Consider the following 19,966-nt stretch of genomic DNA (forward strand, 5'->3'; position numbering starts at 1 on the left):
AAAAAGCCGCAGCGCGCAGAACACTGCGCGCTGCGGCGGCAGCCGGGCTATGATCTGGAGCCGACGGCTGGTAAGTTTTTACTGGCAGAGGGGAGCCGGCTGGTCGGGGTACTCGGCCCGCAGCTTTTTGGCCAGGGCGGTCATCTCGTCGCGCAGCTCATGGGACATATCGAACACCGGGCCGTACTGGCGCACGTTGTAGTGGGCGGTGATGTTGGCCATGATGCCGGCCATGATGGGGTCTTCCCCCTCACACAGGGCCACCAGCGCGGTGGCGGTGGAGGAATTGCCGCAGCCGGTGGGGTCGACGATGTCGCCGTCCCAGCGCAGGCAGGGCACGAACCAGTGCTGATCGCCGGCGATGCTGTAGAGCCCCTTCTCGCCTACCCGGAACAGGGTGAACTCCACATCCAGCTCTTTTAATTTGGCCAGGCACTCCTCCTCGGTCTCGACGCCGAAAAGGCTTTTGGTCTCGGGGAGGTTGATGGAGAAGTAGTCGACATACTGCAGCGTGTCGAGGATGCGCTCCAGATTTTCGGGCACGCAGCAGCTGGTGCCGATCTCCCACATGACTTTAAAGCAGTGGCTGTTTTTGAGCTTGCCGATCTCGGACCAGAAGAAGTGGTCGAGACCGCGGCAGATGTTGAGGCCTACGATGCCGCCGCACACCCGCTCTACATCGGCGGCGGTGGGGGTGAGATAGCCGAAGTTGTTCCAGCCGTACACCTTGGTGCCGACAATGCTGTTTTCGTAATAGGTGCCGTCGGGCCGGTACTGGACGTAGTTGTAGGTGGTGTGGTCGGTGAGCAGGCGGATCCCCTCACGGGAGAGATGGTTCTTTTCAAACCAGGCGCCGTAGTGTTTGTCCATATCGGTGCCGGCGCCGCAGATGATAGAGCTGTCGTCGTGCCACAGGCGCAGGCCCTCGATGCCGTAGGCGGTGCCGCCCATCACGTCGTTTACCACCCGGCCGTCGACGAATTGCAGGCGGTTGGTGATGAAGTTGCCCACTGCTGCGTATTTCATGGTCATTCCTCCTTATCGGTTTGGCCTTACAGGCCGTAGCGCTCTCTGTACTGCTGGTAGGTCTTTTGGGCCAGCTGCTCGGCCTCCCTGCGCACGGCGGCCAGGTCTTTGCAGGGGCCGTACTGCATGACGTTGTAGCCGGCCGAGATGTTGGCCATGATACCGGCCATGACCGGGTCTTTGGTCTTGTGGTAGGCGTACATGGCCGCCCCGGTGGAGCAGTTGCCGCAGCCGGTGGCGTCGACTTGATCCATGAGAATGGAGTCGATGAGCCAGTGGTTTTGGCCCTCGATGGTGTACATGCCCCGCTTGCCGATGCGCATGATGCTAAAGGGGACCCCCAGGCTCTTCATACCGCGCAGCACCTCCTCCTCGGTGTCGACACCGAAGAGGACCTTGGCCTCGGGGTAGTTGATGGAGAACATCTCGATCTGCGAGCAGATCTGGCGGATGCGCTCCAGATTTTCGGGCACGGCGGAGGTGGCGCCGATCTCCCACATGAAGGTAAACTTCTTTTTGCGCTTGACCTCTAAAAGCTGATCCCAGAAGGTGTGATTTTCCAGGGAAATGGGGAAATACAGCACCGAATCCTGGTCGCAGGCGGCCTCGAACTGGTAGGGGTGCATCTCTAAAAAGCCCATGTTGATGGCGCCTTTATGCGCGCCGTGGACATACTCCCAGTCGTAGGTGCCGTCGTCGTGGTAGGTGAGGTAGTGGTGGGTGCAAAAGTCGCTCATGACGGTGATGCCCTGATAGGTGGCGCTGTTTTGCCGCATCCACTGACCGTAGTATTCATCGTAGTCGCTGCCCACGTTGGTGAGCATTTGACAGTCGTCATCCCACAGCTTGATGCCGGCGTAGGCAAAGATGGCCGGGCCGCCGATATGGGTGCCGCTGGTGGTGCCGTCGGGGTATTTGACGGTATCGAGCATAATGTTGCCAGAACAGATATATTTCATGATACTTCTCTCTTTACAGTGGTCGCCCCGACGGGGCCTACAGATCTTGTTTATTGAGGCCGTGCTGCTGCAGATAGTCAGCGTACATCTGCTGGGCGGTCTCCTCGGCGCGGGTGCGCATCTCGGGGGTGAACTGCTGGGTGAGACCGAACTGGCAGATGTTATAGCCGGAGGAGATATTGGCCATGATGCCGGCCATGACCGGGTCGCGGGTGACGTAATAGGCGTACATGGCCGCGCCGGTGGAACAGTTGCCGCAGCCGGTCTGGTCGATGAATTTGCCCATATCTACGCTGGGGATGAGATAGTGCTTGTCGCCCTTGATGGTGTACATGCCGTTTTTGCCGTCGCGCATGATGATAAACGGCACCCCCAGCGTTTTGAGGGCCGCCAGCGCGTCTTCGCGGGTGTCGACGCCAAAGAGGGACTTGGTCTCGGGGTAGTTGATGGAAAACTGCTCTACTTTGCAGTCGCTGATGATCTTTTTGATGCGGTCGAGGTACTCGGGGGTGCTGGTGACACCGGAGGCCTCCCACATGAACTCGAAACCGTTTTTCTCTTTGATGCGGGCAAACTCCTCCCAGAAGACGGGGTTGTAGGCGTCAAAAAAGAAGTAGACCGCCTTGGCGCCTTTGGTAAACTGCTCAATCTGCTCGGGTTTTACTTCCATGTAGCCCATCTCGGTGGCGTAGTCGTGTGGGGCCAGATTGGAGGCGCCGTAGGTGCCGTCCTCATTATAGGTGAGGATATTGTTGTGGGTGGTCTCGTGCACCACGGTGATGCCGTCGGTGCAGACCTGGTTTTTGCGGATCCAATCGCCGTAGAGGGCATTGTAGTCCTCGCCCACATTGGTGATCATTGAGCAGCTGTCGTTCCAGATGCGGATGCCGGCATAGGCAAACGGGGACGGGCCGCCCATGTGGTACTCGGTGCAGCTGCCGTCCTGGTTCATGATGCTGTCGGTCATGGTGTTGCCAATTGCGATAAAGTCCATTTCATCACCTCAATAGTCGTTTTGCCGGATACCGGCACAGCGTGATCGATGTTTGCTGGGAGCCGCGGTACGGCGGGGCGCCGACCGCATGAAAACCCTGTGCAGGGGCGGCCTGCACAGGGATGAGGGCTATTTTTCAGCTGGACAGAGCGCCTGCCGCCCGCCAGTTGTTTTGCGTAATTTTACTTTACTAGAAATGCATTTTAAAGTCAATAAGCATAAAAGGCATTTTAAATTGCTGTTCATTTTTAGCACTATGTATAGTATTTGCATTCATTTTTTAGAGTTCACGCCAAAACAAATTTAACGGGTCCGCTAGAAATGTGGGCCGAGACCAAAAAGTTTGCACAAAAAAAGGGCAGCTGTTTTGACAGCTGCCCGACCGGGGCAAAAATTGGGCGCAACAGCGGCTGCTGGGCAGCCCATATACAGGGGCAAAGCGGCGGCCGCGCACCGCGGCATCACTCATCACTGCATCGACACGCCCCCACCCCCCCACCCCCCCACGACCGCCGCAGCGCGCCCCAGGCCGGGGCAAAGACCACGCCAATTCCGGCAGCAAAACAGAAAAGAGCCGGGGCGCCGCTGCGGGCGCCCCGGCTCTGGCATGAACACTGGCCGTGCAGAGGCCGCTCAGCTGACGCTGGCGCGGCGGGTGGCCAGGTAGGAAAAAACGGAAAACACGGCGCTGATGGCCAGGAAGAAGAGCACCGGCAGGCCCATTTGCAGGCCGCCCTCTGCAAAGCCCAAGGCCTGCGACAGCACCTTTAGCAACCACCGGGTCGCGGTGCCGCCCAACAGCTGAAAGTCGAGTACCGGAAACAGCACCAGCACCGCCAGCGGCAGGATGAGCATAAACAGCAGCCGCTGCAGGCGGCCCAGGCGCTGGTACAGCGCGGCCATGAAGTAGGTGATGGTGGCGATGGCAAAGTAGAGACTACAGCCCCACAGGAGCTGCCAGATAAGGCCGGGCAGCTGGCTTTGGCCGTAGAGCTGGGTAAAGGTGCTGCGGTAGCCCCAAAGCGGCAACAGCAGGCGGCTGTTGAGCACATCTATCGCCGCCGCCAGCAGCGACACCACCGCGAACTGGCAGAGAAAGCTGCGCAGCATCGATTTGCGGGAGTAGCCGTTTTGGATGAGAAAACGAAAGTCTTCGGAGAAGGTAAAGACCCCCAAAAAGCCCATAAAGACAGCGGTGCTGGTCTCGAGCCCCGCTACGCCGAGCTGCCCGTCGGTGGAGACGGCGACGATGGCGGCCACGGCGATGATCGCGTAGATGACCCCGTAAAAAATGGCCAGCGCCTTGCCGCTGGAGCGCAGCTGGTAGCCGATAGATGCTTTTAGGTTCACTGTTCCCCCTCCTTTTTGGTGAGCTCGACAAAGAGCTTTTGCAGGTTGAGTTTAGAGAGCTCGAGACCGCTGTCGCAGAGCGCCTGCCGGTCGCAGCTGCCCAGAATATAGGCTGTTTTGAGCCCGCCGAGCACATCTTCGCCGATGACCTTTTTGCCGGCGGCATAGGCGTCGACATCGCCGGCCTTACCGGATACACAGTAGCCGCTATCGAGCAGCGACTGCACCGACTGGCTCATGAGCAGACGGCCCTCGTCGATGATGGCGATCTCCTCGATGAGGTTGGCCACCTCCTCGATAAGGTGGGTGGCGATGATGATGGTGCGGGGCTCGTCGGCGTAGTTTTTGAGCAGGAGGTGATAAAACATCTCGCGGTGATTGGCGTCGAGGCCCAGCACCGGCTCGTCTAAAAACAGGTAGGGCACATCCAGACACAGCGCCACGATGAGCTTGAAGATGGAGGTGTAGCCGGTGGACAGCTCTTTGACCCGCTTTTTGATGTTGAGGCCGAACTGCTGGGCCAACACCTGCGCCTGTTGGCGGTCAAAGCTGCCGTAGAACCGCTCGCTCCAGCGAAAGACATCGCGCACCCGCATGTCTTTGGGGTAGAGGTTTTTTTCGCTCATCATGTAGAGCTTTTTTTGGGCGCGGTCGTTTTCACAGGCGGGCTCGCCGTCGATGAGCACCTGACCGCTGTCGGCAAACAGCCGGTTGGCGGCGATGCCCAGCAGGGTGGATTTGCCCGCCCCGTTACGCCCCAGCAGGCCGTAGATCTTGCCCGGCTGGAAGGTGAGCGAGACGTTTTGCAGCGCCACGTTGTCGCCAAATCGCTTAGTCAGCTCCTGTATCTGTATCCCGGTCATCGGTATAACCCCTTTCTATCAGTGCCACGACCTGCTCGCGAGTCAGGTCGAGTTTTTTGGCCTCGGCCACCAAGCTGGCCACGTAGCGGTCGAAAAAACTCTGTTGCCGCTTGGCCCGTATACGCGCGCAGGCGCCTTCTTTTACAAACATGCCCAGACCCCTCTTTTTAAATAAGATCTCCTGCTCGACGAGCAGGTTCATCCCCTTGAGCACGGTGTGGGGGTTTATCTGCCACTGGGCCGATATTTCGGTCGTGGATGGCACCTGCTGCCCCTCGGGGAACACACCGGTGAACACGGCGTCTTCTATTTGATCGGCTATCTGCAAAAAGATGGGCCGGTCACCGCTGGTATCGATCTGCAATCCGCACGCCGCCTTTCTGGTTTGATGGTTTGTTACTCATGTAACTAACTGACTAAACTATACCACGGCCGGGAACTGCTGTCAAGGAAAATATTTTAGACCCAAAACTGCGCCCGGTGACACTTATTATATAGGGGAGCTCTTTTAGGGGGCCTGGGGGGCGGCAGTGCCCCTGCGGCCGGGCGGGGATAAGAGCGCCGTGCTCCCCCCGCTCTTATCCCCGCCCCCCACCTGTAGACGGCAAAAAGAGGAGGATCTCTATGCGACCCATCAACGACTGCGACCTGCCCCCCACCGGCGACCAGACCCTGCACCTTTTGGAGGACTTGGCGGCGGCGGTAAAGCTGCCCTACCTGTCGGATCTGCGGGCCCTGACTGTCTACCCGCTTTTGCTGTGTGCGCTGGACGGGATCTTACCGGCGCAGTACGCGCCGGCCGACTGGCGCGACGCCCTGCACTACTTTGCCGGCAAGCAGGCGCCCCTGTCCGCTACGGCGGCGCAGATAAAAGAGCTGCTGGTGGGCTACCTCTCGCGCGAGCTGGACCGGGCGGCACAGCCGCCGGCGAGCCGGCATTGACCGACCTGTATGATGACTGGCCTCTGCGCGGGCGGCGGGTGCTGTCCGCGCTGTTTTGGGCTCGCCCGGCCACACCCCCACACACAGTGGCCAGACGGGCTATATGCTCCTTCTGCTGTGGTCGGCACAGCAAAAAAAGACACCCCCAGGGGTGTCTTTTTTTATAGCCGTAGACATGCTGTGCATGTATTTGACGCGCCCGGCGGGCACAGAGGAAGCGAATGGTCAGAGGGGGCTGAGACAGCCGGCCGGACATGTGTCAGGGCCGGCCCTGCTGCATGGCATTGGCCAGCTGCCGCAGGGCCGCGACATCGCGCAGGGTATAGCTGTGACCCTGCTTTTCGAGATAGCCGCGGCAAACGAAGTCGCTGAGCGTCTGCTGCAGGTGGCGGTAAGAGACCCCCAGGTACTCCGCCGCGTCGACGTTGCGCTCGCGGTACTGGTCGCCGCAGGCGGCGGTGAGCAAAAACTCGGCCAGCCGGTTGGCCAGCGGATAGCCGTGGGTGCGCACGATGGTGCGCTCCATGCGCCGGCTCTTTTCGCCCAGGTAGGTGCCGAGAAAGCGGAGGAACTTGACATCGTTTAACAGCGCGTGACGGCAGGTATCGAAGGGCAGCACCAGCAGCCAGCAGTTGGTCAGGGCGCGAATACCCAGCGTCTCGCCCGGGACGCCGAGCAGCTCCAGCTCGCCGAAAAAGCAGGTGGCCTGCGGAAAGTCCAGCAGCACCGATTTGCCGTTGGGCAGGCTCTCGGACAGGCGGGCGCGGCCGGAGACCAGATAGATCAGCCGGTCGACCGGGTTTCCCTCACGCAGGATGTGCGCTCCCCGCGCGGCGCGATACAGCCGCACCACCTCCGCCACCGGGAAGGAGAAATAGTCGCCAAAGCCGGAGCGATCGATAAATCGCTGCCGCAGCGGCTCATCAAATACCTCTTTCAAATAAATCGGCCCCCTTTTTGCCAAAACTCGGAGATTTCTCCTATCTGCAGCATACGGCAAAACGTACAATAAAGTCAATGGAAGAGCGCGGTGTTCACGCCGCATGACAAAAAGGAGATCACTATGGAAAAACGCAAGATCATTTTGGACTGTGACCCGGGCCACGACGACGCGATCGCCATTTTGTTGGCAGCCAGCCACCCGGCCATCGACCTGATGGCCATCACTGTGGTGGCGGGCAACCAGACTTTGGACAAGACGCTGCCCAACGCGCTGCACGTGTGCCAGTACCTGGATATCGATGTGCCGGTGTACGGGGGCATGCCGCTGCCGCTGGTGCGAAAACAGGTGGTGGCCGATATGATCCACGGCGAGAGCGGCCTGGACGGCCCCGTGTTTGAGCCGCTGCAGCGCCAGGCGGAGGAGGAGAACGCCGTCAACTACATCATCCGCACGCTGATGGCCTCGGACGGAGACATTACGCTGGTGCCGGTGGGGCCGCTGACCAACATTGCCGTGGCCATGCGTATGGAGCCGCGCATCATCCCCAAGATCCGGGAGATCGTGCTGATGGGCGGCGCCTACGGGCTAGGCAACATCACCCCGGCGGCCGAGTTCAACCTGTATGCCGACCCGGAGGCGGCCGACGTGGTATTTCGCTCGGGCGCGCCCATTGTGATGATGGGGCTGGACCTGACCAACCAGACGGTGTGCACCCCCGACATCATCGAGCGCATGGAGCGGCTGGACAACCGGGCCGCCCACCTGTTCGGCGACATTATGCGCTTTACACTCAAGACCGCCCACGAGTGCTTTGGCCTGGATGCCGGCCCGATGCACGATGTGACCTGTGTGGCCTACCTGATCGCACCGGAGCTGTTTACCATGCGGGACATGTACACCGAGATAGACCTGGAACACGGCCCCAGCTACGGGCGCACCGTGTGCGACTGGTCGGGCTATATGGGCAAGACGCCCAACAGCAAGGTGGGCATCACGCTGGACCTGGACAAATTTTGGGACATGGTGGAGGGGGCCATCTCGAAATTTGCCTGATAGCTGCGCCGCTATGAGCGCACATCAGCTGCTGTCATTTTTTTAAAAAGGAACCGCCGGGCAATGCTCGGCGGCTCCTTTTTGTACGGGCGGCGGTGGGGCGGTGACTCACCGGCCTTAAAGGGCCAGGTGGACCCCCAGCTGGTATGCGGGCGCGGCAGCAGTGGGGCGGGACCCGACAGCCGGTAAAGCGTGCATTTGTGTACTATGGGCAATGCAGCCGCTTTTTTTGCACCACTTTGCGGATAGAATGACCGACAGCGGTGTGTTATGATGTGCATAACCTGTAAGACAGTGGCCTGCCGCGCGTGCCTGACCGGCGGCCACGGCGGCGCGGCACGCGCCACGACCATAAGGAGCGCACAGCTATGAACAGTGTTTTAGACAGCATCTTTACCCATCAAAAGCCCATTATCGGCATGATCCATCTGCGGCCGCTGCCCGGTTCGCCGCTGTATGACCCGGCCAGCATGGGCATGGACCAGATCATCGCCACGGCGGTGGAGGAGGCCAAGATCTTGCAGAGCGCCGGGGTGGACGGCCTGCAGGTGGAGAACATCTGGGACTACCCCTACCTGAAAGACCAGCAGATCGGCCACGAGACCTCTACCGCGCTGGCGGTGGCGGCGCGCAAAGTCATTGAGGCGGTGGACATTCCGGTGGGGCTCAACTGCCATTTAAACGGCGGCGCATCGTCGCTGGCGGCGGCGGTGGCCTGCGGCGCCAAGTGGATACGGGTGTTTGAGTTCGTAAACGCCTATGTGTCGCACGCCGGCATCACCGAGGGGATCGGCGCCCGGCTGGCCCGCATGCGGGTGCAGCTGCAGGCCAAAGAGGTAAAATTTTTCTGCGACGTAAACGTAAAGCACGGCAGCCACTACATGATACACGACCGCACGGTGATGGACCAGGCCAAAGACAACGAGGACGAAGGGGCGGAGGTGCTCATCGTCACCGGGTTCGAGACCGGCAAAGCCCCCACCGCAGACAAGGTGCGGGCCTGTAAGGGGCACGTGCATCTGCCGGTGCTGCTGGGCAGCGGCACCACCACCCAGAATGCCCGTGAGCTGCTTTCGGTAGCCGATGGGGCCATTGTGGGCAGTTGGTTCAAGACCGACAACAACTGGAAAAACCCGGTGGAGTACCAGCGCACCCGTGCCTTTATGGAGCAGGTGGAACTTTTGAGAGAGGAGCTGTAGGCTTTGGCGGCAAAACAGGGCATTTTGGAGATGGGCAGCATCGTGATGGACCACACCATGTATGTGGACCGGCTGCCCACCGTGGGCCAGTCGCTGATGACCGACAACTTCCACCGCTTTCCCGGCGGTAAGGGCAGCAATCAGGCCATTACCGCCGCCCGATTTGGCGGACAGGTGCGCTTTATCGGCCGCATCGGCACCGACGCCACCAGCCGCGAGATGGACGGTTATCTGCGCCGGGAGCAGGTGGATATGGCGGGGATGATCGTGGACCCGGACACTACGGTGGGCATGGCCATCGTGCTGGTGGATAAGCAGGGCAACAACTACGTGGTGTTTGACCCGGCGGCCACGCTGCGGCTGACGCCCCAGGACATTGAAAACAGCCGACAGCTGTTCGTGCCCGGCGACCTGCTGGCCCTGACTATGGAATTTGAGCGGGAGACGGTGTATGCGGCGATCCGCATGGCGCACCGGCAGGGGATGCGGGTAATGCTGGACCCGCTGGCCATCCCACTGTCGGAGTTTCCAGCCGACATACCGCCCATGGTGGAATTTGTTAAGCCCAACGAGACCGAGGCCAGCGCCCTGACCGGTATAGAAGTCTGCGACCCGGATACGGCGCGCCGGGCCGGCGAGGTGCTGCGGCAAGCTGGCTTTGCCCGGCCCATCGTGTCGTTGGGCGCACAGGGCATACTGGCCTGGGTGGATGGGCAGCCGGTGCATTTGCCGGCCCCGGCGGTATCAGCTATCGACAGCACCGGCGCCGGCGATGTGTTTATCGGCGCCTTCTGCGGCGAGCTCACCCAGCACGGCGACCTGCTGCAGGCGCTGCGAATGGCGGTGGCGGCCGCGGCACTGAGCACCACCAAAATGGGGGCACAGACCTCGATACCCCGGCGGGAGGATGTGCTGAGAGCGCTGCAGGAGCAATAAAAAGAGGCACTTTGTGCCTCTTTTTATTGCTCCTGGGGGATGCTGAAAGCGGATGGCCTCCGGCGCTGGGCACGACGGGCGAAACGTAACCGCCGTTTTTGTGCTTGCAAGGGGCGTGGCAGCAGATCGGCAGGTGGCAGCGAGCCGTATGCCGACTGGCCGCGGCGAGCGGTATCGGCGGCCACCAGTACCCATCTAAGATAACTGATACAGGGCAGCAGAACGAGGAGTTAAAGCCAGGTGGCGCGGTGGCGCCTGCTCCTGCCGTTTTGTCTATCGGGGCATTTGGCAAGGCGGGTGCAATGCAGGGCAGATATTTGCTGCCTGTATCAGGACAAAAAATAAAGCAAGCAGAAACAAAATGTTCCTGCTTGCTTTGGTGCGCCAGAAGGGACTCGAACCCCTGACCTTCTGATTCGTAGTCAGACACTCTATCCAGCTGAGCTACTGGCGCAACTACGGTGCCTATCTATAATACATCGCAGCCCGGGGTTTGTCAAGTAAAATCCCCACTTTTTTTGGTGCGGCTGGGCGGTACACATTTATGGTGCCCGGAGACCGGTATCGGCGTACGCTTTCAGGTAGCGCTATCGGCTCTTGACCATCTCCAGTGCCTTTTGGAAGGTGTTCTTATCATTTTGATAGGTGAGCCGTTTCATGACCTGACCGGGAGTAAAAAAAGAGGCTTCGATGATCTCTTCCTCCTGGATGCGCACCGGGTCGTCGCCGTCGATCTCGCAGAGGAAATACACCACGTCTTTTTTCACGTCGCGCCCTATTTTATAAGAGACCATCTCGCGAAAGCCCTCCAGCATGTGCACGTGTACGCCGGTCTCCTCCCAGATCTCGCGCTTGGCGGTCTGCTCCTCGGTCTCCCCCGCCTCTACATGGCCTTTGGGAAACGCCCAATGCCCGCCTTTGCGGTGCTTTATCAGCAAAAATTGCAGGTTGCGGGGCTCGCGCTTGAAAACGACGCCCCCGCAGGATTTTTCTTTTCTCATCCGCTATCCCTCCGTACTGTAGTGCCCGGGCCGCTGGCTGCCGCAGGGTGGGCGGCGGCCCGGCACCTCTTTAAACGCTCTCAGTAGAGTTATTATACCACAGCGCCGCCCTTAAAACCAGACGGCCGACCCGGCGGCTGCTAAAAAGGCCGACAGCAACCGCGTGCTGTCGGCCTTTTATGTCGTTGCTCGCCGTGCGGGCGGGCTCTAGCTCTTTTTGTGCTGGGTCTTGGCGCGCAGGGAGTTAGAGAGGATCTTTTTGCGCAGGCGGATGGATTTGGGGGTGACCTCCACCAGCTCGTCGTCGCCGATAAACTCCAGCGCCTCTTCCAGACTCATGATGTTGGGCGGGGTAAGGCGCAGCGCGTCGTCGCTGCCGGAGGCGCGGGTGTTGGTCATCTGCTTTTTCTTGCAGACGTTGACCACGATGTCCTCGTCTTTGGGGGTGCTGCCCACGATCATCCCCTCATATACCTCGGTCTGGGCGGGGATGAACAGGGTGCCGCGCTCCTGGGCGTTATACAGGCCGTAGGTCACCGCCGTACCGGCCTCGTAGGCCACCAGACTGCCCGTCTGGCGGATGGGGATATCGCCTTTATACTCCTCGTAGCCCTCGAAGATGGTGTTGAGGATGCCTTCACCTTTGGTATCGGTCAAGAACTCGCTGCGGTAGCCGAACAGACCGCGGGAGGGGATGAGGAACTCCAGCTTCATGCGGCTGCCGGCGGGGCTCATCTCGAGAAGCTGGCCCTTGCGGTAGCCCAGCTTCTCCATCACGCTGCCCACGCATTCCTCCGGCACGTCGATGGACACCCGCTCCACGGGCTCCATGCGCTTGCCGTTCTCCTCGTGGTACAGCACGCGGGGCGGGCTGACTTGCAGCTCGTAACCCTCGCGGCGCATGGTCTCGATGAGGATGGACAGGTGCATCTCGCCGCGGCCGGCCACGTTGAAGCTCTCGGTGGTGTCGGTGTCGGATACCCGCAGCGACACGTCTTTGAGCAGCTCCTTGTACAGCCGGGACCTGATCTGGCGAGAGGTGACGAACTTGCCCTCACGGCCGGCAAAGGGGCCGTTGTTGACCGAGAAGGTCATCTCGACGGTGGGCTCGGAGATCTTGACGAACGGCAGCGCCTCGACGGCGTCGGGCTGGCAGATGGTGTCGCCGATCGAGATGTCCTCGATGCCGGAGAAACAGACGATATCGCCCACCTGGGCCTCATCCACCGCCTCGCGCTGGAGGCCCGAGATCTGGTACAGATTGACGATGCGGCCCTTTTTGGGCTCTTTGTCGCCGTGGTAGTTGCAGACCATCACGTCTTGGCCCTGGCGCAGCGTGCCGCGCTTTACCCGGCCGATGGCGATACGGCCCACATACTCGTTGTAGTCGATGGTGGAGACCAGCGCCTGGGTGGGGGCCTCGGGGTCGCCCTCGGGGGCGGGGACGTCTTTCAGGATCTGCTCGAACAGCGGGGTGAGGTCGGTGCCGGCCTGGCTGTAATCCAGCGAGGCGGTGCCGTCGCGGCCAGAGCAGTAGACAAAAGTGCTGTCGAGCTGCTCCTCGTTGGCGTCGAGCTCCAGCAGCAGTTCTAAGACCTCGTCCTCTATCTCGGATGGGCGGGCGTCGGGGCGGTCGATCTTGTTGACCACCACGATGACCTTATGGCCCAGCGCCAGCGCCTTTTCCAGCACGAAACGGGTCTGGGGCATGGGGCCCTCGAAGGCGTCGACCAGCAGCAGCACACCGTCGACCATCTGCAGCACCCGCTCGACCTCGCCGCCAAAATCGGCATGGCCCGGGGTGTCGATGATGTTGATCTTGACGCCGTTATACACCACTGAGGTGTTTTTAGACAGTATGGTGATGCCGCGCTCGCGCTCGAGGTCGCCGGAATCCATGACGCGGTCCTGCACGACTTGGCCCTCGCGGAATATACCGCCCTGTTTGAGCATCTCGTCTACCAGAGTGGTCTTGCCGTGGTCGACGTGGGCGATGATCGCTATATTTCGTAAGTCTTCTCTAATCAAGCTGGTACTCCTCCTAGCTGTGATGAAACGTCCGCTGCTTTAACTTTGTTATTATACTACATCCGCGCCGATAAAGCAAAATTTTTTACAAAACACAGTGCAGTTTTTTAGACAATATAGCTGTATCTAACGGCGCGGGCAGCGGCTCTGCCGCCCCGCGGGAGGACACCTATGTACCGGCCTGTCAGAAGTCGCGGATCAGCCGCACCACTTTGCCCAAAATGGCCACCGTCTCGGGGTAGATGGGGGACATGCTGTCGTTTTCGGGCTGCAGCCGCACCCGGCCGTCGCGCTCTACATAAAAGGTCTTGACCGTCGCCTCGTCTTCGATAAGGGCCACCACGATCTCGCCGTTTTCGGCGGCGGGGGTCTGGCGCACCAAGATGATGTCGCCGTCGAGGATGCCGGCGTTGATCATGCTCTCGCCCTTGACGCGCAGGGCAAACACCCCTTCGGTGGTGTGCAGGTCGTCGGTGACGATATAGCCCTCGACATTCTGCTGGGCCAGTATGGGGGTACCGGCGGCCACCGTGCCCACCAGCGGCACCTGGCTGGTGCCAAAATCGCGCAGGCGAATGCCGCGGTTGGAGCCGCGCAGGATCTCCACCTGGCCCTCGGTCTCGAGCATCTTGAGGTATTTGTGGGCGGTGCAGGTGGATTTAAAGCCCATCTCGGTGCAGATCTCGCGCACCGAAGGCGGGATGCCCTGACCGATGCGCTGGCGCAAAAAGGCCAGCAGCCGCTGTTTGTTCTGCTCTACTTTTTCCATCTTGCAGTCCTCTCTGTATCTGTTTCTGCCCGCTTTTTAAAGTTCAAAAAATCAGGCAGGTTTCTTCACTTTTTATTTACACATCATTCACAACCCTAAAAATAACACTGCTATAATATAGGCAAGCCTAAAGACAATGCCGCAAATGTTTTTAGGGCTGCACTATCCTCCTCAAAAGCACCCCTCAGGCTTTTGATGCCGCCAACAGCAGCTGCTGTTGGCGGTATTTTTTTAACGGAGCGCCCGAGGGTGGGGTGGTGGTCAGTCGTCGTGCTGATGCACGCCGTTTTTTAGCCGCACGGTACGGCGGCGGGCGCGGCGCCGCAGCTGCCAAAAGAAAAACAGTACTGCCAGCGCGCCCAGACCCAACAGCCCAAATAGGGCCGGTGACTGCAGCCGGGTGAACCAGTTGCTGCCGGCGGCGGGATAGGTGGGCTGCAGCTGCGGGGTACCGGGCACCTGCGGATCTAAAAAGCCCTGCGCGGGGCTGTATACCTGATAGCGCTGGCCGCGGTATTCTAGAAAGGCGCCGCCGTCTTGCAGTGTAAAATCGCACAGCGCCCCGCGGGAGTTGGCAAACACGGTGAGGCAGGCGCTCTGGGCGCTGGCCGCGCCGTCTGGCTCGGTGATCTGCAGCGGCAGCTCGGTGCTGCTGGCGCGGTAGGCGCCCATGTCCACCTGATAACTGCCGCCCTTTTTTTGCAGAGACAGCAGCACCCGGTCACCCGCTGCAAATGCGGACAGCCCCTTTACGGTAATGGTGGCTGCCACCTGCTCGGAGTGCAACGGCGATGCGCCGCGCTGGGACTTGCTGCTGCGCAGCAGCTCCCGCACCTGCACGGTGGCGGTGTCGCCGCTCATTTTGTCGATCTGCCCCAGCACCACCACGTCTTGCCCGTTGTGGGTAAAGGCGTACAGTGCATCATCAGCAGCCGCGGCTGCGAGCAGGCACAGCACCGCCAGGATACAGGCTGTGGCCAGTGCCGACCACCATTTTTGTGCCGTTTTGCTGTGCATGGACGTCTCCCCCATCGAAATGGCCGCTGCAAAGATCGCCGCCAGCCGTGTATGACATATTTAAAAGTAATCTCAGTATACCAAAAACTCGTACCAGGTGCAAACTATCGTTTGCTTTTGCTCGGCTGCCTTTACAAGTATTTGCATATCTGGTGGTAAACATCTGTTTTTCCACAACATATTCCACAGCTGTGGAATACTTGCCAATGGTATAACCACTTTGCGGACCGGTCCCTGTAAAAATTTTGCCCCACTCGGCGTAAAGTTTACTTTTTTTCACACGTTTTACACAGAAATCGTTTATAATAGTAGATACTGCGCAGACGTATCTGCCCATTCTATGTTGTAACAGCATATAAAAATAGGAGTGTTTTATGGCCAAGCATACTTTCACACGCAAACTGGCGGCAATCGCCCTGACGGGGGCGCTGTCCCTGACGCTGCTGAGCGGCTGTGTCAAAAATTCGTACCTGGTAGTCGGTAAGCAGACGGTGAACATGCCGGTCGTCATGAAGGTGGGCAGCCACAACGTGTCGATGGAGGAATACCGCTACTTTTACCTGAACACCAAATACCAGCTGGACGGCGGCGACGACTCGGTGTGGGAACAGGAAGGCGCCGACGACAAGAAAGAGCTGCTGCGGACCCATGTGGAGGATACCATCAAATCCAACTATGCGCTGATGGACCTGGCCAAGGAAAAAGGGGTGAGCCTGACCGCTGACGAGCGCAAATCGATCAGCGACAATCTGGCCTCGATCAAGGAGAACTACGAGAGCGAGGAGGCCTTTGAAGAGGCGCTGGCACAGAATTACCTGACCGAAGAGGTATACCTCTCGATGGGCGAGATGTCTACGCTGCAGCAAAAGCTGACCGAGAAGCTGACCGGCGACGGTGGCGAGATACCGATGGGCGACGATGTGGTGACCCAGTATGTCAAAGACAATTACGTGCGCGCCAAGCATGTGCTGATCACCTCTGCTACCGAGAATGCTGAGCAGGTGGCAAACGAGGTGGCCCAGAAAGCAGCTGCCGGCGAGGATTTTGACAGTCTCATCAGCACCTACGGCGAGGACCCGGGCATGACCCAGAGCCCGGATGGCTACTACTTCACCAAAAATGAGATGGTCGCCGAGTTTGAAGAGGCCGCCTTTGCCCTGCCGGAAAACAGCGTCAGCGGCGTGGTGGAGTCGAGTTTTGGCTACCACATCATTCAGCGTCTGCCGCTGGACGACGCCTACATTCAGGAAAACTTGAGCACCTACACCAGCACCTATAAAACCGCCAAGGTATACGAGCAGATCGAAAAGGTGATGGATGGGTATAAAGTGACCTACGATAAAAACTACGATCTGATTGATGTAGACACCGTGAAATAGGTCGTACGGAATACCAGCAATAAAAAGAACCGCCTGGGCGGTTCTTTTTTCGTTCACGATGAAGAAGTCAGCAGAAAGGTATGGCAGCAACGAAGCTATGCGCTGCTTGCCCTGTAAAGCGGGCAGCCAGCGGTTGCTCCGAAGAAGACCGCCAGATGTGCAGCGCCATAACAGGAACGGGTATCCCACCGACATACTGCCCCACTGTTCTACACACCTACCGACATGCGGCGGTTCTCAAGACTGCGGCAGCAGGTCCGGCATTCGGCAAGAGCAGTGTTGCAGTGACTGGACTGCTGCGCTGTACGCCGTTATTTTGGTACCGCCCATACAATTTTGTGTGGATACGATAACTGGGGACTTTCTATTGATTTATATTCAGGCCGCTGGTATTTTGCATGTGGTGTACAGACAGCGGCAAAGAGGAGCGGCTGTTAGCCGCAGGGCCGTTGGTTCGAGCCCAACAGGGGGAGCCAAAACATTCTCTTGCCCAAATGGGGGAGAATTTTTTATTAAAAAGCAGATTTTATAAAAGAGTGCCGGGGTAGTTTACAGGTAGTCGACCCCGGCGCTCTTTTTATGTGATAGAAGTATATAGCATGTTATACCCCCACTACGGTAGACATCTTAAGCCATAAGCGTTTGATCAGGCATACAGTCCATTTTATCGCACAGCAAAGAAATGTAGGAGGCAGCAGCTATGAAACACCTGATCGGTTTTGCCGCGGAAATACCTGCTGATAAAAGAGAGGAGATGTCTGCGCCTGTACAGCCACGCCAATGCGCGCTGGTCAAGTCTGTAGTAAGTGTATTCTCCAACAAATAAGTGGCCAAACAGTATGGACCGATCCCCCCAGACCCTGTGTGTGCGTATCACTCGTTATGCCATCTATATCGAGGGGGGAGCGGCGGCTATTGCCAGTCGAGCGGAACACAAGTTTTTTTAAGCATTTGCCGGTCCGGCTCCATGATCGACAAATTCGGCCCGGCCTAATTGTAGGGGGGACACATGATCGCCATGATGGGTCCGGGCAGATAACACCACTGGGTAAAAATATAAATCGCTTTTACACCGCTCTATTTTAAGTGGTAGCGGCTATTTATACTACGACACTGCTTGTTTTACTGGCCAAATTTTACCGACCGCTGTGGCAGCCATAAGCGCGCTATCTGTGGTTATCAACCCTTTTTACGATATGATGTTGCCGGTGGGACCGATATCTGTGTTTTCACTTTTGTATCTTCTGAAATTCCACCAGATAGCCGTTGGGATCGGTAATAAAAAAGGAGTAGACGGGAAAGACTGCATGCATGGCCGGCGGGTTTTGCACGATAGCGGCATTACCGGCCATCAGACGGCGATATTCGGCGTCGACAGCGGCGTTGTCAGCACAGTTGAGCGAGAGCACCACCCCGGTGGCCATGGGCCGGTCATCGCCGTATGCGCAAAAGCCCCAATAGCCCCGGCCGGTATCAAAGATCACACAGCCCGGCATCTGCTCTGCTACCTCAAGGCCCACTGTCTGGGTGTAAAAGCTGGTGGTCTGGGTCAGGTCGCGGCAGGGCAAAAAACAAATGCTGGACTGATACATGTCGTTCCTCCTAACAGTTGTGGGTGGGTCGTATTTTGCGCAGGTAAAATACAGTAAGGCGATGACTGGTCAGGTAAGCTGTAGAGTGGTAAATCTCTCTGCACGCCGTACAGTGTTCTACTGCACCTCTCTTTTTTACAAATATACCGGCAGCCGAAGCAAACAGCTGGTGAGGGACTACGCGGTGTATCGGGGAGCAGACGGCCTATAACAGCGCTCCCCTGTAGTGGCCTTTAAAGGTGCTGTTGAGGACAGTATAGCGCATCGTGCAGCACAGAGCAAGCGGGCCGCAGGCTCGGCGGCTGCTTTCCTATCGAACGGCGGCACATGAGGGATAGATAGGGGCAGGAGCACCGCTGCTGCGCTAAGGCGGCCATCTCGCCCTGTGTATTTCAAATCATCTATCCCCAGAGGGTTGGTTTTTGCACTGTATACAGCCTGGACCCCACTCCACCACTATAGTCCACTCACTTTTTCTTATTGCCACTTTTCGCCCCATTTGCGGTCTCTCCCATCACCGAGTGGTCTTTCCGACTCCCTGCGTCCATCTGCCTGGCGGCTGTCCACGCCCGGTCTAAACCGTCATGCTGCCGCTCTCTCTGCTGTCGACCGCCAAGGTGTAAAAGGGTCCTTTTTCAATTGCGGCAAAGTAGTGGGCCGCATTGTACTGGTCTACATAATACTTCTCGATGAACACCAACGCATTGCGCAGCTGCAGCATGGCCGCCAGCTCGTGCTTACAGGTATAGCTGCAAAAACAGTCGCACAACAGATCACTGATCTCCCGGCCATGGCAGGTAAACTCCACCTCATACATCGTGCTGCCCTGCACCAGTGCACGGCCATATGGCCCGTCTAGGCAGATATACTTGACCCGGTCTTCCAAATAATACGTGTAACCGCGGTCGGCGATCGCGCTGCTCACCTGCAGGTCATCCAGGTGGTCCAGGTCGCAAATTGTCTCGCTATCGTGCCCAGTTACATAGGTCTCTTCCTGTTCAAGCGCTTTAAACCAACTGCGCACCTTGCTGTAGGGCAGTGTCTCGCGCGCAAAGGTGACCAGGTGCGAACCCGCCAAGTAAATGGTGCCGTGTACCTCCGTATCTGCTACGGCGACTACGCGCCGGTAATCTGACAGCTTTATTTTAAAGTGATAGCTGACCTGTACAACGCGGCCGTACAGTCCTTCCAGCTTGCCATCTACATATACCAGATCACCGCAGTACAGGTCAAAGGAGTCGTTGTAATAGCCCAGTGTCCTGTTTTTTGTTGGAAAATACACCTGTACCACAGACTTGACCGGTGGTACGCGTTGGCTTAGCTGTACAGACGCAACAGACGCAGACACCACCGCTCTTTTATCAGCAGATATTTCTGCGGTAAAACTGACCGGTTGTTTCATAATAACGGACTGTATGCCTGATCAAAAATTTATGGCTCAAAATATATACCGTGGTGGGGGCATAACGCGCCATATACTTCTATTGCAAAAAAGAGCGCCGGGGGTCGACTACGTGTACATCTACCCCGGCGCTCTTATAAAAATTGCTTTTTGTCACGTAAAAAATTCTCCCACCCATTTGGGCAAGAGAATTTTTGGCTCCCCCTGTTGGGCTCGAACCAACGACCCTGCGGTTAACAGCCGCATGCTCTACCGACTGAGCTAAGGAGGAATATATAAAAGTTTGCACGGAACAGAAAAAAGAACACGTACAAACTACTGGACAGCTTGCAAGTATTCTTTCTAAAAAAAGAGTTTCTATGCAAACTCCCTTAAATTTCATGTAAGTCGGCGTCTACCTATTTTTCCAGGCAGCTTCCCGCCAAGTATCTTCGGCACAACATAGCTTAACTTCTGTGTTCGGGATGGGAACAGGTGGATCCTATGCGTCATCAACACCGACTCTATATATGA

The 19,966-nt window shown here is 58.1% G+C and carries 19 protein-coding genes, 2 tRNA genes and 1 rRNA gene; 6 read left to right on the forward strand and 16 right to left on the reverse strand.

Annotated elements, in window-relative coordinates; translation table 11 throughout:
- Positions 1-78: 78 nt before the first annotated feature.
- The 6 genes from C6Y32_RS14430 to C6Y32_RS14455 all read right to left on the reverse strand — a co-directional run bounded on the left by C6Y32_RS14430 (position 79) and on the right by C6Y32_RS14455 (position 5,556).
- On the reverse strand, positions 79-1,026 hold the full coding sequence (locus C6Y32_RS14430; protein WP_105205980.1) for a PfkB family carbohydrate kinase: 948 nt from the start codon (positions 1,024-1,026) through the stop codon (positions 79-81).
- A 26-nt stretch (positions 1,027-1,052) separates the two neighbouring features.
- On the reverse strand, positions 1,053-1,985 hold the full coding sequence (locus C6Y32_RS14435; RefSeq protein ID WP_105205981.1) for a carbohydrate kinase family protein: 933 nt from the start codon (positions 1,983-1,985) through the stop codon (positions 1,053-1,055).
- Between the two features lie 37 nt (positions 1,986-2,022).
- Positions 2,023-2,979, reverse strand: a complete 957-nt coding sequence (locus C6Y32_RS14440; RefSeq protein ID WP_105205982.1) for a carbohydrate kinase family protein — start codon at positions 2,977-2,979, stop codon at positions 2,023-2,025.
- Between the two features lie 633 nt (positions 2,980-3,612).
- Positions 3,613-4,329 carry a hypothetical protein gene (locus C6Y32_RS14445; RefSeq protein WP_105205983.1) on the reverse strand — a complete coding sequence of 239 codons (717 nt, stop codon included), beginning with the start codon at positions 4,327-4,329 and terminating at the stop codon, positions 3,613-3,615.
- Positions 4,326-5,192 (reverse strand): ABC transporter ATP-binding protein, encoded by an 867-nt coding sequence (locus tag C6Y32_RS14450; RefSeq protein WP_105205984.1) that lies wholly within the window; start codon positions 5,190-5,192, stop codon positions 4,326-4,328. Before C6Y32_RS14450 ends, C6Y32_RS14445 begins: the two co-directional genes overlap by 4 nt.
- Positions 5,161-5,556, reverse strand: coding sequence for a GntR family transcriptional regulator (locus tag C6Y32_RS14455; protein ID WP_105205985.1), 396 nt, complete (start codon positions 5,554-5,556; stop codon positions 5,161-5,163). The genes C6Y32_RS14450 and C6Y32_RS14455 overlap by 32 nt, the downstream gene beginning before the upstream one ends.
- Before the next feature lie 260 nt (positions 5,557-5,816).
- Between C6Y32_RS14455 and C6Y32_RS14460 the strand changes: the two genes are divergently transcribed.
- Positions 5,817-6,134: a hypothetical protein gene (locus C6Y32_RS14460; protein WP_105205986.1), complete on the forward strand. Its 318-nt coding sequence runs from the start codon at positions 5,817-5,819 to the stop codon at positions 6,132-6,134.
- A gap of 259 nt (positions 6,135-6,393) precedes the next feature.
- Here C6Y32_RS14460 and yeiL read toward each other — a convergent pair whose 3' ends face one another.
- Positions 6,394-7,074 (reverse strand): transcriptional regulator YeiL, encoded by a 681-nt coding sequence (gene yeiL, locus C6Y32_RS14465; RefSeq protein ID WP_164998306.1) that lies wholly within the window; start codon positions 7,072-7,074, stop codon positions 6,394-6,396.
- A 123-nt stretch (positions 7,075-7,197) separates the two neighbouring features.
- Here yeiL and rihB point away from each other — a divergent pair, with 123 nt between their 5' ends.
- The 3 genes from rihB to C6Y32_RS14480 all read left to right on the forward strand — a co-directional run bounded on the left by rihB (position 7,198) and on the right by C6Y32_RS14480 (position 10,265).
- Positions 7,198-8,130 carry a ribosylpyrimidine nucleosidase gene (gene rihB / locus C6Y32_RS14470; RefSeq protein WP_105205988.1) on the forward strand — a complete coding sequence of 311 codons (933 nt, stop codon included), beginning with the start codon at positions 7,198-7,200 and terminating at the stop codon, positions 8,128-8,130.
- 368 nt (positions 8,131-8,498) lie between these two features.
- Positions 8,499-9,329: a BtpA family protein gene (locus C6Y32_RS14475; protein ID WP_105205989.1), complete on the forward strand. Its 831-nt coding sequence runs from the start codon at positions 8,499-8,501 to the stop codon at positions 9,327-9,329.
- Positions 9,330-9,332: 3 nt separating this feature from the next.
- The gene (locus C6Y32_RS14480) at positions 9,333-10,265 is read left to right on the forward strand and encodes a ribokinase (RefSeq protein WP_105205990.1); all 933 of its coding nucleotides are present in this window, start codon (positions 9,333-9,335) and stop codon (positions 10,263-10,265) included.
- Between the two features lie 377 nt (positions 10,266-10,642).
- Here C6Y32_RS14480 and C6Y32_RS14485 read toward each other — a convergent pair.
- The 5 genes from C6Y32_RS14485 to C6Y32_RS14505 form a co-directional block, all read right to left on the reverse strand.
- Positions 10,643-10,719: transfer RNA gene (locus C6Y32_RS14485), tRNA-Arg, on the reverse strand.
- Between the two features lie 133 nt (positions 10,720-10,852).
- Positions 10,853-11,266, reverse strand: a complete 414-nt coding sequence (locus C6Y32_RS14490; protein ID WP_105205991.1) for a bis(5'-nucleosyl)-tetraphosphatase — start codon at positions 11,264-11,266, stop codon at positions 10,853-10,855.
- Between the two features lie 207 nt (positions 11,267-11,473).
- Entirely contained in the window at positions 11,474-13,294 is a 1,821-nt protein-coding gene (typA, locus tag C6Y32_RS14495; RefSeq protein ID WP_105205992.1) for a translational GTPase TypA, read from the reverse strand.
- Positions 13,295-13,478: 184 nt separating this feature from the next.
- Positions 13,479-14,063, reverse strand: coding sequence for a transcriptional repressor LexA (gene lexA / locus C6Y32_RS14500; RefSeq protein ID WP_105205993.1), 585 nt, complete (start codon positions 14,061-14,063; stop codon positions 13,479-13,481).
- Positions 14,064-14,324: 261 nt separating this feature from the next.
- On the reverse strand, positions 14,325-15,080 hold the full coding sequence (locus C6Y32_RS14505) for a hypothetical protein (RefSeq protein ID WP_105205994.1): 756 nt from the start codon (positions 15,078-15,080) through the stop codon (positions 14,325-14,327).
- A gap of 374 nt (positions 15,081-15,454) precedes the next feature.
- Between C6Y32_RS14505 and C6Y32_RS14510 the strand changes: the two genes are divergently transcribed.
- Positions 15,455-16,459: a peptidylprolyl isomerase gene (locus tag C6Y32_RS14510; protein ID WP_105205995.1), complete on the forward strand. Its 1,005-nt coding sequence runs from the start codon at positions 15,455-15,457 to the stop codon at positions 16,457-16,459.
- A 700-nt stretch (positions 16,460-17,159) separates the two neighbouring features.
- On the forward strand, positions 17,160-17,285 hold the full coding sequence (locus C6Y32_RS15790; RefSeq protein ID WP_279386216.1) for a hypothetical protein: 126 nt from the start codon (positions 17,160-17,162) through the stop codon (positions 17,283-17,285).
- A gap of 403 nt (positions 17,286-17,688) precedes the next feature.
- Here the strand turns inward: C6Y32_RS15790 and C6Y32_RS14515 are convergent, their stop codons facing one another.
- The 4 genes from C6Y32_RS14515 to rrf form a co-directional block, all read right to left on the reverse strand.
- Positions 17,689-18,051 carry a VOC family protein gene (locus C6Y32_RS14515; protein ID WP_105205996.1) on the reverse strand — a complete coding sequence of 121 codons (363 nt, stop codon included), beginning with the start codon at positions 18,049-18,051 and terminating at the stop codon, positions 17,689-17,691.
- Between the two features lie 574 nt (positions 18,052-18,625).
- Entirely contained in the window at positions 18,626-19,333 is a 708-nt protein-coding gene (locus C6Y32_RS14520; RefSeq protein ID WP_243562799.1) for an SWIM zinc finger family protein, read from the reverse strand.
- Positions 19,334-19,648: 315 nt separating this feature from the next.
- A tRNA-Asn gene (locus tag C6Y32_RS14525) sits at positions 19,649-19,724 on the reverse strand.
- A 114-nt stretch (positions 19,725-19,838) separates the two neighbouring features.
- A 5S ribosomal RNA gene (gene rrf / locus C6Y32_RS14530) occupies positions 19,839-19,955 on the reverse strand.
- Positions 19,956-19,966 lie beyond the last annotated feature (11 nt).

The organism is Neobittarella massiliensis (ex Bilen et al. 2018), assembly GCF_900289145.1.
Classification (GTDB): domain Bacteria; phylum Bacillota; class Clostridia; order Oscillospirales; family Ruminococcaceae; genus Neobittarella; species Neobittarella massiliensis.